The 15,650-nt window shown below is 54.1% G+C and carries 16 protein-coding genes; 5 read left to right on the top strand and 11 right to left on the bottom strand.

Annotated elements, in window-relative coordinates; translation table 11 throughout:
* Positions 1–98: 98 nt before the first annotated feature.
* Positions 99–1,961 (top strand): ATP-binding protein, encoded by a 1,863-nt coding sequence (locus tag JHD74_RS23785; RefSeq protein WP_199063648.1) that lies wholly within the window; start codon positions 99–101, stop codon positions 1,959–1,961.
* A gap of 109 nt (positions 1,962–2,070) precedes the next feature.
* Positions 2,071–2,367, top strand: a complete 297-nt coding sequence (locus tag JHD74_RS23780) for a GIY-YIG nuclease family protein (protein WP_024529059.1) — start codon at positions 2,071–2,073, stop codon at positions 2,365–2,367.
* Here the strand turns inward: JHD74_RS23780 and JHD74_RS23775 are convergent.
* A complete protein-coding gene (locus tag JHD74_RS23775; protein WP_199063647.1) occupies positions 2,354–2,857 on the bottom strand; it encodes a GNAT family N-acetyltransferase in 504 nt (167 codons plus the stop codon). The two genes, JHD74_RS23780 and JHD74_RS23775, sit on opposite strands and share 14 nt — an antisense overlap.
* Positions 2,851–3,372 (bottom strand): SCP2 domain-containing protein, encoded by a 522-nt coding sequence (locus JHD74_RS23770; RefSeq protein ID WP_024483381.1) that lies wholly within the window; start codon positions 3,370–3,372, stop codon positions 2,851–2,853. The genes JHD74_RS23775 and JHD74_RS23770 overlap by 7 nt, the downstream gene beginning before the upstream one ends.
* Before the next feature lie 288 nt (positions 3,373–3,660).
* Here JHD74_RS23770 and JHD74_RS23765 point away from each other — a divergent pair, with 288 nt between their 5' ends.
* Positions 3,661–4,656 (top strand): peptidase U32 family protein, encoded by a 996-nt coding sequence (locus tag JHD74_RS23765; RefSeq protein WP_199063646.1) that lies wholly within the window; start codon positions 3,661–3,663, stop codon positions 4,654–4,656.
* A gap of 8 nt (positions 4,657–4,664) precedes the next feature.
* Positions 4,665–5,543, top strand: a complete 879-nt coding sequence (locus tag JHD74_RS23760; protein ID WP_199063645.1) for a U32 family peptidase — start codon at positions 4,665–4,667, stop codon at positions 5,541–5,543.
* A gap of 34 nt (positions 5,544–5,577) precedes the next feature.
* On the opposite strand, the gene JHD74_RS23755 is transcribed toward JHD74_RS23760, so the two are convergent.
* The 3 genes from JHD74_RS23755 to JHD74_RS23745 are packed head-to-tail and all read right to left on the bottom strand — an operon-like array spanning position 5,578 to position 8,824.
* Positions 5,578–6,720: an ABC transporter permease gene (locus JHD74_RS23755; protein WP_024529062.1), complete on the bottom strand. Its 1,143-nt coding sequence runs from the start codon at positions 6,718–6,720 to the stop codon at positions 5,578–5,580.
* On the bottom strand, positions 6,717–7,871 hold the full coding sequence (locus tag JHD74_RS23750; protein ID WP_024529063.1) for an ABC transporter permease: 1,155 nt from the start codon (positions 7,869–7,871) through the stop codon (positions 6,717–6,719). The genes JHD74_RS23755 and JHD74_RS23750 overlap by 4 nt, the downstream gene beginning before the upstream one ends.
* Entirely contained in the window at positions 7,853–8,824 is a 972-nt protein-coding gene (locus tag JHD74_RS23745; RefSeq protein WP_199063644.1) for an HlyD family secretion protein, read from the bottom strand. Before JHD74_RS23745 ends, JHD74_RS23750 begins: the two co-directional genes overlap by 19 nt.
* 203 nt (positions 8,825–9,027) lie before the next feature.
* Here JHD74_RS23745 and JHD74_RS23740 point away from each other — a divergent pair, with 203 nt between their 5' ends.
* The gene (locus JHD74_RS23740; protein ID WP_024529065.1) at positions 9,028–10,053 is read left to right on the top strand and encodes an LLM class flavin-dependent oxidoreductase; all 1,026 of its coding nucleotides are present in this window, start codon (positions 9,028–9,030) and stop codon (positions 10,051–10,053) included.
* A 195-nt stretch (positions 10,054–10,248) separates the two neighbouring features.
* Here JHD74_RS23740 and yedF read toward each other — a convergent pair whose 3' ends face one another.
* The 6 genes from yedF to JHD74_RS23710 form a co-directional block, all read right to left on the bottom strand.
* A complete protein-coding gene (gene yedF / locus JHD74_RS23735) occupies positions 10,249–10,488 on the bottom strand; it encodes a sulfurtransferase-like selenium metabolism protein YedF (RefSeq protein WP_021179059.1) in 240 nt (79 codons plus the stop codon).
* Positions 10,485–11,699 carry a selenium metabolism membrane protein YedE/FdhT gene (gene yedE / locus JHD74_RS23730; protein ID WP_074031602.1) on the bottom strand — a complete coding sequence of 405 codons (1,215 nt, stop codon included), beginning with the start codon at positions 11,697–11,699 and terminating at the stop codon, positions 10,485–10,487. Before yedE ends, yedF begins: the two co-directional genes overlap by 4 nt.
* Positions 11,700–11,837: 138 nt before the next feature.
* Positions 11,838–13,784, bottom strand: a complete 1,947-nt coding sequence (locus tag JHD74_RS23725) for a DEAD/DEAH family ATP-dependent RNA helicase (RefSeq protein WP_024529067.1) — start codon at positions 13,782–13,784, stop codon at positions 11,838–11,840.
* A complete protein-coding gene (yrbN, locus tag JHD74_RS27115; protein ID WP_223499600.1) occupies positions 13,774–13,848 on the bottom strand; it encodes a protein YrbN in 75 nt (24 codons plus the stop codon). The genes JHD74_RS23725 and yrbN overlap by 11 nt, the downstream gene beginning before the upstream one ends.
* Positions 13,849–13,971: 123 nt before the next feature.
* Positions 13,972–14,856: a lipoprotein NlpI gene (gene nlpI / locus JHD74_RS23715; protein ID WP_024529068.1), complete on the bottom strand. Its 885-nt coding sequence runs from the start codon at positions 14,854–14,856 to the stop codon at positions 13,972–13,974.
* Positions 14,857–14,985: 129 nt separating this feature from the next.
* The coding region (locus JHD74_RS23710) for a S1 RNA-binding domain-containing protein (protein WP_199063643.1) at positions 14,986–15,650 on the bottom strand (665 nt) is incomplete at its 5' end.

The raw sequence follows: 15,650 nt of genomic DNA, 5'->3' as shown, positions 1-15,650 counted from the left end.
CCCCCCCCCCCCCCCCCCCCCCCCCCCCCCCCCCCCCCCCCCCCCCCCCCCCTTTTTAGATGTGTATAAGAGACAGCTTACCATTAGCAATGTTTGTCGTGAAAGCTGATTTTCAAATAGAATCAGGCAATCCAGCTTTTATGGAGCTATTGCAAATCCCAGCCTCCGATGCTGATGAACCCACTCTCTTCATACTTAATGAGCATCCCCATTTCTTCACTCAACTCAGAGAGATCTATCATCAATCGAGGGATACCGGAAAAGCCTGTTTTAAAGACTTGAGTTTTACTACCGAACATGAAACCAGTCATTTATATACCTGGAGCATTCCTTTCTATAACAGCCTTGGCGATATTGCGGGTATGTTAAGCGGTTGGCTGGATATCAGCGAACGTACACGTCTTGAGACAGCGCTGCGCCAGGCTAAGGAACTCGCCGACAAGGCGAATCGTGCCAAGTCAACTTTCCTGTCTACGATAAGTCACGAAATTCGTACCCCGTTGAACGTGATCATTGGCATGTTGGAATTGCAGCTACACAGTAATGAATTAGCGCTGCAACAACGCAATGAATTGACAATTGCCAATGAATCTTCTCAACATTTATTAATGCTTATTGATGATCTTCTGGATTTATCCAAGATTGAAGCAGATAAAATGGTTTTGCAACCACAACCTGTCTGTCTGTCTGAACAGCTTGGATTGTTAGAACGGATGTTTTCTCCTATGGCCAAGAGTAAAGGTCTTGATTTTATTTTGGAGTTCAACGGAGATGCGACAGATTGTTGGCTACTGGCGGATCCTTTGCGACTGCGCCAGATCTTAGCCAACCTGCTGTCCAATGCGGTGAAGTTTACCCGGCAAGGAAAGATTACCTTCCAATGCACGGCCAATAGAAAACCTGATAGCGATTCCATAACAGTAACATTCGAAGTTAGTGATACGGGCGTAGGGATTGCAACATCGGACATTCCAAGATTGTTCTCACCATTTACTCAGATTGAGGATACTGCAAGATATTCCGGAGGCACCGGTTTAGGTTTAACCATTAGCAGACGCCTATTGGATATGATGGCAGGCTACATTACGTTGAACAGCGAACTGGGTAAAGGTACACAACTGCATGTCTGTGTCACATTTCCTGCGGTGCAACCCGTTGAGAATGCTTTGCCAATTGACGCAGCCATTTCGGTGCAATCATTGCCGGAGTCTCCCCCGATACTCATCGTTGACGATCATTCTGCTAATAGAATATTGCTATCTACTCAATTGCAGCAACTCGGTGCCAACGTCACGACTGCAAATGACGGGGTACAAGCTCTGGAATTGATGGCTAATAATAAATTTTCCTTAATCATCACCGATGTCGCTATGCCAATAATGTCAGGAATGACGTTGGCAGAAAAAATACGCCAGCGTGAAGTCATACGAGGAGAAACCAGAGTCCCGATCGTTGGTTTAACTGCTTTTGTAGAACCTGAAATATTTGGCGAGGCAATAGCTGCGGGGATGGATCTTTGTTTACGTAAGCCTATAGGTCTGGCGAAATGGGCCGAAATATTGCCACAGTTTTGTCTATCCCCCCTTAACCCCAGCACTGAACTTTCTTTAGAGCAAGGTCTACAACAACGTTTACTGGAAGCTTTGGCAAATCAGCAATCTGCAGTCGCGATATTCTTGCAGTCACTTTGGCAAAGTACGTTGGCCGATCGACTCGAAGCACAACTTCACCAACAGAATGGGGATTGGCTGTTACTATCTGAAACCATACATAGACTCAAAGGCCCATTTAGTTTTATTCATCAAGATGACATTGTGAGCATATGTAATCAATTAGATGCCCTGTGTCGCGAAAATGCGCCAAACCCGGACGCAATCTCACAGGCTCTGACATTTTTGGCGCAACAGCTTGATGACTTTAAGAGCCAGCTAGACAAACTTGGATATCTCAACCTTGAGTAAACAGATGGTTCACAGCTTGGTCATTTATCTGTTGAACTCTGGTGGGTAACGCTGAAAAATAGCGCAGTCCATCCGCCAGAATGATCACTAGAAATTTACGCAGGCCGTTATGACTGAAACAACCTGGCATCTCTATATGCTGCGAATGCCAAGCGGGATGCTGTACACCGGGATCACGACAGACGTCGCCCGGCGAGCGGCGCAGCATCAGGCCGGTAAAGGGGCCAAAGCCCTACGTGGCAAAGGGGAGCTGGAACTGGTATTTCACTGTCAGGTGGGGGATCGCTCAATGGCGTTGCGGCTGGAGTATCGGGTGAAGCAGTTGAGCAAAAAGCAAAAAGAGGAGCTGATAGTTAATCCGCCCCTCTCATTGGAATACCTATTGCCGGTAGTTAAAAGCGACTAAAGGGCACAGAATACTCCACCAGCCCATTCACACCGCTCAGTGCATCTTCCGCCAACGGATAAACCTGGAATGCGGCTTCCGTTCCTGGCCAGCGGCAATGCAGATCGAACTGGGCAGCCGTTTTAAAGCCGAAACGCCCGTAGTAAGCCGGTTCGCCCAGCACCACCACGGCGGCATAGCCGAACTCATTCAGCGCATCCAGCCCTTCGTAAACCAGCTTTTCTGCCAGCCCTTGGCGACGCAGGCTTTCCTCTACTGCCAACGGCGCGAGTCCAACCCATTGGCGATCTTCGCCCGCAACGTCAACCGGGCTGAAAGCGGCATAACCGACCACTCCACCCTCTTCGTCGGTAGCAACGATGCCCAGCGTCAACAACCCGTCTTCACGCAGTTGTTGCACCAGATCGGCTTCGTCATCACGGCCAAAGGCGTTACGCAGCAGCGCATCAATACCTGCGGCATCCACCGGAATTTCAACGCGGATCAACATGGCTGCGGCACACGGGAAGTTTGCGCCGTGCCCTCCTGCAAACCGGCTTCCACAAAGTCCGCTAATCGCAGCAACCCAACGCGTAACGGCGTAGGCATCGCATCCAGATCGATAGCGTCCATCAGATTTTTTACATACAGGCCCAATTCGGTATCTCCTTCAATCTGCAACCGACGCTGGAAAAACAGCGTGTCGGGATCTTGCTTGCGTGCCGCAATCAAAATCAGATCGTTGGCTTCGCCGCTGAAGCTGACGTCTGCCTCAGCCTGTTGGCTCACCACCAGCCTATCGTTTTCTACCGTCATAAACCATTGCAGTGCCAGATCGCGTACTTCAATCTTCAACCAGCGCGATTCGAGAAATTCTAGATCCCCCTCAGCCAGCGCCTGACGGAACTGCCAGCTCAGCACCTGTTGCAAAACCTGACGCTGCAGAGCAAACGGCGTGAATTTTAACGGTACGCGCAACAGCGACGGCCCTTGACGCACAATACGTGCTCGTAGTTTTTCCAACACTGTTATTCACTCCTTTCCACTCAGTCTGAGGTTATTTTGCCACATTGCGGCTACGCGTAACCGGTCTATATCAACAAATGGTGCAATTAACGCTCATCTTGCCCTACAGATTTCAAGTTACCGCTTGAATATCAATACGCCAGAAGCTGCCTCAAATCAAAGCTTGTTAACCTCGGGTTCACTAAAATTGTCTCCCCATTTACATCATTGCCAGGCGAATCAATGGCCCGGCAACGTTTATCACAGCGTATACCTGGCCAGGTGTATAGCTGGAATCAGGATAGATCTATGGAGCTGCTTTGCCCCGCTGGCAACCTGCCGGCCTTGAAAGCCGCGGTAGATAATGGCGCAGATGCCGTTTACATCGGCCTGAAAGACGATACCAATGCGCGCCACTTTGCCGGGCTGAACTTTACCGAGAAGAAGCTGCAGGAAGCGGCAGACTATGTGCACCGGCATGGCCGCAAGCTACATATCGCCATCAACACCTTTGCTCACCCCGATGGCTATGCCCGCTGGCAGAGAGCCGTGGATATGGCCGCCCAGTTGGGTGCCGACGCGCTGATCCTGGCAGATTTGGCAATGCTGGAGTACGCAGCGGAACGTTATCCGCAGGTGGAGCGCCATGTTTCGGTGCAAGCCTCTGCGACCAATGAAGAAGCCATCCGTTTTTATCAACGCCACTTTGATGTGGCCCGCGTGGTGCTACCGCGCGTGCTGTCGATGCACCAAGTGAAGCAATTATCGCGCACCAGCCCGGTGCCGTTGGAAGTGTTCGCCTTTGGCAGCCTGTGCATCATGGCCGAGGGGCGGTGTTATCTCTCCTCTTATCTGACCGGGGAATCGCCTAACACCGTGGGCGCCTGCTCACCAGGCCGCTTTGTACGCTGGCAACAAACGCCACAGGGGATGGAATCTCGCCTGAATGACGTGCTGATCGATCGCTATCAGGACGGCGAAAACGCAGGTTACCCAACGCTGTGCAAAGGCCGCTATCTGGTGGATAACGTGCTCTATCACCCGCTGGAAGAACCCACCAGCCTGAATACGCTGGAGCTGCTGCCGGAGCTACTGGCTGCCAATATTGCCTCAGTGAAGATTGAAGGCCGTCAACGCAGCCCTGCCTATGTCAGCCAGGTTGCGCGCGTCTGGCGCCAGGCCATAGATCGCTGTATGGCCAACCCGGCTGGCTATCAAGCAGACGCCGCCTGGATGGAAACGCTCGGCGCAATGTCCGAAGGTACCCAGACCACGCTTGGCGCGTACCACCGCAAATGGCAGTAGGAGAAACCATGAAATATGCATTAGGCCCGGTGCTCTACTACTGGCCAAACAGCGAGATAGAGGCCTTTTATCAGCAGGCGATGAGCAGCAGTGCCGATATCATCTATCTTGGCGAAAGCGTCTGCACCAAACGGCGTGAGATGAAAGTAGCTGACTGGCTGGCGCTGGCACAGGAGATCGCCAAATCTGGCAAGCAGGTGGTAATTTCCACTTTGGCTTTGCTACAGGCACCTTCAGAGCTAAATGAGCTGAAGCGTTATGTGGAGAACGGCGAATTCCTGATCGAAGCCAACGACCTTGGTACGGTGAATATGGCTGCCGATCGCGGTTTGCCGTTTGTCGCCGGGCATGCCCTCAACTGCTACAACGCCTACACTCTGCGCCTGCTACACAAGCAGGGCATGATGCGCTGGTGCATGCCGGTAGAGCTTTCACGGGACTGGCTGACCAATTTACTGCAGCAATGTGATGAACTGGGGTTCCGCCAAGGATTTGAAGTGGAAGTGTTGAGCTACGGTCATTTACCACTGGCCTATTCGGCGCGCTGTTTTACTGCCCGCTCAGAAAACCGGGGCAAGGATGAATGCGAAACCTGCTGCATCAAATATCCGCAGGGGCGAATCGTCAATTCTCAAGAGAACCAACAGGTGTTTGTGCTCAACGGTATCCAGACCATGAGCGGCTACTGCTACAACCTGGGCAACGAACTGACCAGTATGCAGAGGGTGGTGGATATTGTACGTCTGTCGCCACAGGGCATCGAAACACTGGCGGTGCTCGACAGCTTCCGGGCTAATGAGCAAGGCAAGCAGCCACTGACGTTAACCGACCATGCCGAATGCAACGGCTACTGGCGGCGCGTAGCCGGGTTGGAACTGGTGCAGTAATCACTATGGGGCCAGCATTCTGGCCCCATGATTATCAGGAAGTCCGACGTTTACGAAATAGATTACGCAGCCCCACGCGGTTACGCACGGCTCCAACGCCAATACCAATCAGCGTATAAATCGCCCCCAATAACAGCAGCATGGCAACGTCCCCGCCGACATCACGCAACGATAGCCCCATCTGATTCACGCCAGCAATGGCTTTGGTCGCCCAGGTTGAGGGGATCATCGAGGAGATCGCCCTGACCCACTGCGGCATCGCTTGCAGCGGCCAGATGGTGCCAGAAAGATAAAACACCGGGGTGGTGATAAACGACAGCGTCAGGTAGATCATCTCCACGCTGCGCAAGCATTCGGTCACCAGCTTGCCTAACCCAAGCACCGCAAGCAGGAACGGGAAGGTCAGCAGCAAGATCTCGGGGATTGCTGCAGTCTGACGATAGCCCAAGACCCAGGGCCACAACACAAATAACACAATCGACAAGAACAGCCAGATCGGCAGCAGGGCCGATAGCCCCCCCAAATAAACAGGAAGCGACGGCTTGCCGCCCGGCGTTCCTTTCAACACAATGCTGACGCGCACGCAGGCGATCAGCAGCGAGTGCTGCAATAACATCACCAACAAACCTGGGAAGATAATCGCCGCAAAGCTGATGCCGGGGTTAAATACGTCTAGCGTTTGGCCTTGGATCGGCGTCAGTATGACCTGGGCTTGCCGTTCGCTGAAACCACTGCGCATCAACAGTGAGGTGTTGTACTGGCCGAGCAACTGCTGGTAGGCCGCCACTACGTCCTGCTGGATCTGGCCGTTCGCCAGCCGGTTGGTGGCATCACCGAACACCGGGATCTCGATGTTTTTGCCGTTGAGGATCTTCTTCTCCAGATCCACCGGCATGATGATCACCGCAAACAGTTTGCGCCAACCCAGATCGCGTTTCGCCTCATCCAGGCTGTCGTAGGTTTGGATGGCGATCTTCGGGGTGGCATCCAACTGGCGGATAAGCTGGCGGCTGGCGGTGCTGTGATCCTGATCGATCACCCCCACCGGTAGATCCCACACGGTGCGGTTGGCATAAACCATGCTCATGATGCACAGCGACAGGATCAGCATCAGCCACATCGGCCGTTCCAACATGCTCGTCAATACTTTTCGGAAAGTGAGCCAATAGCTTTTCATCCCACCGTCTCCTCTTTTGCCAGCCGCTTCAGCAGCCGTTTACGCACCAACAGTGCGGTCACCAACGGGTAGACCACTAACAGCGCACATACGCTGAGGATGGCGCTGGCGGGCACCTGCCGCAGGAAGACGTCGAACATGGCGTACAGCGCGTGGGTAAGAGGCTCGATATTGGAGATGATACGCGCCGGTAGCGGCATGGAAAGCTCGGGCACTGCCATGCCAGAGAAAGTCAGTGCAATGCTCACCAACATGCCAATCAGGGTGTAGGCGGTAATGGCACTGCCGGTAAAGGTATACAGCAACAGGCCGATGCTTTGTGCCGCCATCACGTAGAAGAAGCCAATCATCAGCATAAACAGCGGGTTGCCGCTGACGCGAGCGTCAAAAATGCCCACCAGCGCGGCAATCTCTACCATCAGCAAGGTAGTAAAGCACAGAGTATAGGGAGCCAGTTTCCCCAACAGTGCCAGACTAAAGGGTTTGGCTTTCAGCAAAGATTTACTGCGTGCCATCACGTAAATCATGCAGGTAACTACAAACAGCTGCAGCATATGAATGGTGGCGGCAAACTGCTGATAATAGATATAGCTGCCGCTGGCATTGAACAGGCTGCCGTAGTTGAGAGTGACATCCGCCAGCGGCGGCAGCGACTTGCCCATGGCCCCGGCAATGATCGAGCGGTAATTGGCGTTGGCCTCGGCCATCAGGCCGCTGAAATCCTGAGTAGAATACAGCCCAGCACCGTAAAACAGCGCGTTGTAATAGAGCACCACGCTCGGCTGATTGCCCGCCAGCGCGTCCGCCTCAAAATCGGCCGGGATAGACAGTAAAGCATAATCTTGCGCGCTACGCAGACGGCGCAACGACTCATCAAGACCGCCGTCATAGGCTTGCACATGGGCATGAGAACCCGCATCCAGCTTGCGGATCAGGTTTTTGGATAGCGGGCTGTGATCGTTATCCACCACCGAAACCGGCAGATCGAGCAAGGTCCCTTCCGAGAAGTTACTGCTGATCAGGCCAAACAGGATCAACGGGAAGATCCACCCCAGCCAGTGAACCACCGGCCGGCGAAAAGCGATGCGGCACTCGTTACTGAACGCGTGGCTGAAGCAGCGCCAGCCTGCCCTTACTCTTTCCATTGCCATAAGGTGCTCATCCCTGGGCGCAGGCCATCTATCGGCTGCGACGGATACAAACGAACTTCAAAGGTTTTCAGATCAAAGTCACCGGTCGCTCGTGTGGCACGCTTGGTGGCGTAATCCCCCAACGGGGCGATATAGCGCACTTCGGCCTCGATCGTTTGGTCTTTCAACGCTGGGACGCGCAGTTGGACCTTATCCCCCTTGCGGACGTGAGCCAGAATATCTTCCCGCAGGTTAAACACGAAATAGGCATCCGGTACGCGGATCAGCGTCATCAATGGGCTAGAGGCGTTGAGCAGCTCACCGACTTCAGCCGGGATCGGCCCCACTTCGCCATCAACCGGAGCTTTAACCAGGAGATCGTCGGTCTGGGCCTGAATTTCTAGCAGATCTTGTTCAGTCGCCCGCAGGGCAGCTTCATATTTCTGCCGCAGTTCGATGCGATCGCCATTGATGCCTTCGTCCAAATTGGCTTTGGCAGCCTGCACCTGTTGATAGGCGGTATCACGCGCACGGCGTGAACTGTCCAACTCAGATTTGGATACGTAGCCTTTGCTGGCGACGCTCAGGTTACGGTCGTAATCGTGTTGGGCATTCTGGTATTGCGCCTCGGCCTGTGCCAGGTTGGCGCGCAGGTTACGGATGCTTTCTTCACGGGTGCCATGCAGCGATTCATCCAACTGCGCTTGGGCCTCATCCCGCGAAGCCTGTGCCGAACGTAGCTGGGCCATCAGTTCCGGACTCTCCAGCCGCAGCAGCAGTTGCCCGGTATTCACATCGTCCCCACGCTCTACCAGGCGCTCTATCACCCGGCCCTTGGCTTTGGAAGCGACGATCACTTCGGGGGCATCCACTTCGCCCTGCAACAACAAATCCTGATTATGCGCGCGGAATAGCACCGCCATGGCGATAGCTATCCCCATCAGCAGCAGGGTAAACAGCGTCTTCTTTTTCATTACTTCAGCCCCTTGAACATCAGCGTGCAAACAAAAACCATCATAGCTGTAAAAAACCCATTATTCTCATAAGGATATTGCGAGCACATATATCCCCTTTTATAACCGTATTTTCGATTATGCTTTTAACACAAAAAGCATAATTGCTTTTTTAGTTGCAGATCCCTGCAATCGCCCTTTAAGCGATCAACCTGATAAGCACAATGGACGATGAAATGACTGAACACACACGGGTACCACTTTCGGTACTGGATTTATCCCCGATCCCTCAGGGAGCCAAGGCGCGCGACGCATTTCACTGCTCGCTGGATTTGGCGCAACATGCCGAAAAGTGGGGCTATCAGCGCTACTGGCTAGCGGAACACCACAATATGACCGGCATCGGCAGTGCGGCGACGTCGGTATTACTCGGTTATTTAGCCTCCGGCACCCAGAGCATTCGCCTCGGTTCAGGCGGCGTGATGCTGCCAAACCATGCGCCGCTGGTGATCGCCGAACAGTTCGGCACTTTGGAGTCACTCTATCCTGGGCGTATCGATCTGGGTCTTGGCCGAGCACCGGGTACCGACCAGCGCACCATGATGGCACTGCGACGCCACCTCTCAGGCGAGGTAGACAACTTCCCGCGTGACGTACAGGAACTGCAACATTACTTTGGCGAAGTACAACCGGGGCAAGCGGTACAGGCCGTGCCGGGCCAAGGGCTACATGTACCAATCTGGCTGTTGGGCTCCAGCCTGTACAGCGCACAATTGGCGGCACAGCTCGGCCTGCCGTTTGCCTTCGCCTCGCACTTTGCGCCAGATATGCTGTTCCAGGCACTGAATGTGTACCGTGAGAACTTTACGCCGTCTGAGCAGTGCCAGCAGCCACACGCGATGGTGTGTGTCAACGTGGTCGCCGCAGACAGCGACCAAAACGCCCGCTTCCTGTTTACCTCCATGCAGCAGCAGTTTATCAACCTGCGCCGTGGCTCGCCTGGTCCACTGCCGCCGCCGGTCGATAATATCCACGCGCTGTGGACCGCAGGCGAGCAGTATGGCGTGGATCAGGCTCTGCGCATGTCGATCGTCGGTAGCGAAAGCACCATCCGCCATGGCCTGCAAAGCCTGCTGCGCGAGACGGCTGCGGATGAGATCATGGTTAACGGCCAGATTTTCGATCATCAGGCACGTTTACGGTCGTTTGAGATTGTTGCCGGGGTGAAAGGCGATTTAGTGAAGGGATAGGGGTTATATATTGGTGACGCCCCTCACCCTAACCCTCTCCCACAGGGAGAGGGAACCGATCGAGTATGTTTGAAATTAGTGTGATTCACCTTGGATGAGAAAGCGTTCGGGTTTGCTGGGATTATCTCTTTACGGCCAAACGAGCAGGGGCTATCAGCTCCCTCTCCCTTCGGGAGAGGGTTGGGGTGAGGGGGCTCAGCGCTGGATCAGGTAGCGAATGGTTGGCCCATCCTGCTGAATATCCAGCACCTTGTAGCCATGGTTACGGGCATCGAGCGGGATATTATTGATCGACTGCGGGCAGTCACTGATCACTTCCAGTATTTCGCCCGGTTTCAGCTGCGGCATAGCCTCTAACGTGGCCACCGCCGGATAAGGACAAGGCTCTCCCACCATATCCAACCGGTAATCCGGCACGATCTCGGTCTGTTTCATACTTCACTCCTTAAGTTCACCACCTGCGCATCTGGCTTGGCACGGAAAAAGCGTTTCTCCCACCACAGCATCGCGGCAAAGGCGATGGCCAGTAACAGATAAGTCACCAGCAAACCACCGATCGGCCCGAAGGTGTCTAGCAGGTTAATCTTGTCGTAGTTGGTCGCCAGGGCTGGTGCCAGATCGTCCCAGTAGTAGGCTAACAGCGTGGCGCCGATAATGTTGCCCAACCCCACCCACCAGTAATGGACCTGTCCTTCCACCGCACGATACATCCAACCGGTTTCGCAGCCGCCAGCCAGCACAATACCGAAGCCAAACAGCAGGCCGCCCAGTACCGCGTTGGGTCCGGCCCACATGATCTTCGGCGAAACGCCCAGTTGCACATAGCTGAAGATGCCGATGGCGCTGACCGCCATGCCGATAATGATCGCTTTAGCCATATGCGTACGGCCTGTGATCCACAGATCGCGGAACGCCGAGGTAAAGCAGATCTGCGCCCGTTCAATCAGCAGGCCAAAACCGATACCAAACAGCATGGCGATACCGAGTTTCGGCGCATCAAACAGCGTCCATAATGACCAAGCCACCATGAGGCAGAAAACCACCATTCCCAAACGGAAACGACGGCGTGCCTGCTCAGGTTTTTGCGTCAATGGTGAGGCCGCTTTCACTCTTTGCAGCTTGACCGGAATACGGAACATCGGCAGCAAGGTGAATTTGGCACCGAAGTAAGAACCGGCCGCCGTTGCCAGCGCAAAAAACCAGGCATGTAGCGAGAACTGTGGAATACCGGTAAAGAAGGCCGCCAGGTTACACCCCATCGCTAAACGCGCGCCAAAACCGGCAATAATGCCGCCCAGCAGCGCTTGTGCAATGCGGATGCGGTGCTGCGGCATACGTAATTTGATGTTATTGGCCCACAGCGCGGCGGCGATGCAACCTGCAAACATGCCAATAATCATGCGCCCATCGATACGATCGAGTGGTGTGCCCTGTAGGCCGATCACCTTAAAGTAGCCCCACTGCTCGGGATGAAAGCCAAACCACTGCAAGATATGGCCCCCCCAGCGGGTAAATTCGCCGGTTACCGCCCAGAAGGTGCCGGTCATGCCGAAATAGTAGGTCGAGAGGATCCCGGCTGCGATCACCGCCGGTAAGGGTGCCCAAAAGCGCACCAGGTATTGAGATTTGAATTGTTGCCAGTTCACGGCAGCTCCTGTGCATCCGTAAGATAAACCTTGCGAATGATACGCCCTTTAGCAGTATTAACTGAGATACCAGGCAAAAAAAAACCAGTCCGAAGACTGGTTTTTAAGCTGATTAACCGTAAACGGTCAAATCAATGGTTATGCATCACCGAAACGGCGACGTGGTGCGGCAGGAGCTGCTGCATCGTCACGGCGTGGTGCTGGCTTGTCACGGTTGAAGTTACCGCCACGGCGTTCGCCACCGGCAGCATTACCGCCTTCACGACGCTCACCGAAAGAACGACGTGGTGCTGGTGCACCTTCGCGACGCTCGCCGTTGAATGGACGGGCACCGCCACGGCGCTCACCACCGTTACCACCGGCAGGACGCTCACGACGTTCATGCGGCTGTGCATCGCCCAGCAGTTGCATGTTCATCGGCTTGTTCAGAATGCGGGTGCGAGTGAAGTGATTCAGGATCTCGCCCGGCATGCCTTTTGGCAGCTCAATGGTGGAGTGGGAAGCAAACAGCTTGATGTTACCGATGTAACGGCTGCTGATGTCACCTTCGTTAGCGATCGCACCAACGATATGACGAACTTCCACGCCGTCATCACGGCCAACTTCAATGCGGTACAGCTGCATTTCACCCACGTCACGGCGTTCGCGACGTGGACGCTCGGCACCAGCTTCACGGCTGTCTGGACGTGCGTCACGACGACGGTCGCTACCACGTTCGTCACGATCGTTGAACTCACGACGTTGACGTGGTTTGAACACTGGATCTGGTGGCAGGATCAGAGGACGTTCGCCCTGTGCCATTTTCAGCAGTGCAGCGGCCAGCGTTTCCATATCCAGGTCTTCACCCGGCTGCAGCTTAGCCAGCAGCGCACGGTACATATCCAGATCGCTGCTTTCCAGCTGCTGCTGAACTTTAGCGGCGAACTTGGCCAGGCGGCGCTCACCCAGCAGATCTGCGTTTGGCAGTTCTACTTCAGGGATGGTCAGCTTCATGGTGCGTTCGATGTTACGCAGCAGGCGGCGTTCGCGGTTTTCTACGAACAGCAGCGCGCGGCCAGCACGGCCAGCACGGCCGGTACGGCCGATACGGTGAACGTAAGACTCTGAATCCATAGGGATATCATAGTTTACGACCAGGCTGATACGCTCAACGTCCAGGCCACGAGCGGCAACGTCGGTGGCGATCAGAATATCCAGACGGCCACTCTTCAGACGCTCCAGGGTCTGCTCACGCAGCGCCTGGTTCATGTCACCGTTCAGTGCGGCGCTGTTGTAACCACTGCGCTCCAGCGCTTCGGCCACTTCCAGGGTCGCATTTTTGGTACGTACGAAGATGATCGCCGCGTCAAAGTCTTCAGCTTCCAGGAAACGCACCAGCGCTTCGTTTTTACGCATGCCCTGCACGGTCCAGTAGCTCTGGCTAATGTCCGGACGAGTGGTGATGCTAGACTGAATGCGCACTTCCTGTGGATCTTTCATGAAGCGACGGGTAATACGACGGATCGCTTCCGGCATGGTCGCAGAGAACAGCGCGGTCTGATGTTCAGCCGGGATCTCAGCCATGATGGTTTCTACGTCTTCGATAAAGCCCATGCGCAGCATTTCGTCGGCTTCGTCCAGAACCAGGCCTTTCAGGCCAGAAAGGTTCAGGGTGCCACGTTTCAGGTGATCCAGCAGACGGCCCGGAGTCCCTACTACGATTTGCGGGCCCTGACGCAGAGCGCGCAGCTGCACGTCATAACGTTGGCCACCGTACAGGGCCACCACGTTAACGCCATGCATGTGCTTGGAGAAATCGGTCATGGCTTCAGCGACCTGAACCGCCAGTTCGCGGGTTGGAGCCAGTACCAGGATTTGTGGTGCTTTCAGGGCTGCATCGAGGTTGTGCAGCAGGGGCAGCGAGAACGCCGCAGTTTTACCACTACCGGTCTGCGCCATGCCCAGCACGTCGCGGCCGTTCAACAGGTGAGGAATACACTCAGCCTGGATCGGTGATGGTTTTTCGTAGCCCAGATCGGTCAGGGCAGCAATGATCGGAGCAGACAGCCCCAGGTCAGCAAAAGAGGTTTCAAGCTCAGTAGTCATGTACACGTGCCTCATTAATAATGGCAGCCAGTCTACATAACTCGTCGAGAAAATTTTCAGTCATTTTCATTGAAAAGTGTGAACCGGCTCAAATTAGATTATAAAACAGACAAAAAAGCCCTCGCCCGTTAAGGCGATTACTTTGGTCAAAAAACCAATGTAAATCAGGCTGATAAGTGTCCGTCAGCTATTGCTGGTCCGATTCCGATAGGTCGTCTTGTTCTTGGCCCAACAGCGCCAATTCCAACAATGCATAGCGGTGCTCAACAAAGTTATGAACGTTGTTAGCCACCGTCAGTTTGAACAGCGCCGAAGCGGTGTCCTTGTCCCCCAGACTTAGGTAGTGCTTACCTAAATAGAAGTCAGTTTCACTGAGATGCTCAGCGAGCGAAGTGTTATCCGTTGCATCTGCCTTGAGGCGTTCCATCAGCGTTTTTTCGCTGATTTTGCCCAGGTAGAATTCGACAATATTCCATCCCCATTGCCCTCTGTCCGCTTTGTCATAACGCTGCTGGAGCGCTACGTCGGCCTTCTTGGCATCGATTTCTCTCTCCGCCAGGTAAAGCCACAACGAACGGAAGGGATCGTTTGGGTCGTCTTGATAAAACGCCTGCAGATCATCCTGCGCCAACGGGAAGCGGCCGCCATAATACAGTGCGATGCCCCGGTTTAAACGCGCGTAATTGTAAGTTGGATCAAGCTCTAGTACAGAATCAAACGCTTCATAGGCAGCATCAAAATTGCCTGCCTGCGTTAAGTAAATGCCCAGGTAGTTGAAAACTTCTGGCATATCAGGACGTATCGCTAGCGCTTGTGAAAAGTCATTGCGCGCTAGTGCACGTAAACCAAGACTATCATACAGCACACCGCGCTCATATAAAAGCTGCGCTCGCTCATCATCCGTTAATGCCCGGCTGGCAAGTATTTGTTCCATGCGCGCCAGGATCACTTCCTGCTGCAGCGTAGGCTGCAACGGAATAGCCAGAACTTCGTCTTTACGCCAATCATGGTTGCTGCATCCTGCCAGCAATAGTGCTGTCGCAACGTAACACCAGCGCAAGAAAGGCTTCATTTCCCACTCCCGAAGACAAACATTGGATGAACGTCCTGTCCTCCGCTTGCTAATACGCGAGTATCCTACCCACGTGATAAGGACAGCCCCCAGCCCTAACGGCAGGGAGCTGTAAAACTGCTGATACAGTTATTCTGCTTCTGGTGCAGGAGCCGCAGCGGATTCTGGCGCTGTAGCTTCTTTGATGCTCAGACGCACACGGCCCTGGCGATCAACTTCCAGTACCTTAACCGGCACTTCCTGACCCATCTGCAGATAGTCGGTCACTTTCTCAACGCGCTTGTCGGCGATTTGAGAGATGTGCACCAGGCCTTCTTTACCGCCGCCGATGGCCACGAAGGCACCAAAATCAACGATACGGGTCACTTTACCCTGATACACACGGCCAACTTCGATCTCAGCGGTGATCTCTTCGATGCGGCGGATAGCGAACTTCGCTTTGTCGCCATCGGTTGCAGCAATCTTCACTGTACCGTCATCTTCAATTTCGATCGTGGTGCCAGTCTCTTCGGTCAACGCACGGATGACTGAGCCACCTTTACCGATCACATCTTTGATCTTGTCTGGATTGATCTTGATGGTGTGAATACGTGGTGCGAACTCAGAGATATCGCCACGCGGCGTACTGATAGCCTGTTCCATCACGCCCAGAATGTGCAAACGCGCACCCTTGGCCTGGTTCAGAGCCACCTGCATGATTTCGCGGGTGATACCTTCAATTTTAATGTCCATCTGCAGCGCGGTGATACCTTCACGGCTACCGGCCACTTTGAAGTCCATGTCGCCCAGGTGAT

Origin of the sequence: Serratia sp. ASV30, assembly GCF_016428815.1 — a bacterium.
Lineage (GTDB): Bacteria > Pseudomonadota > Gammaproteobacteria > Enterobacterales > Enterobacteriaceae > Chania > Chania fonticola_C.
Note: the sequence above shows the minus strand (reverse complement) of the source record. Positions and strands in the feature narration are given on the sequence as shown.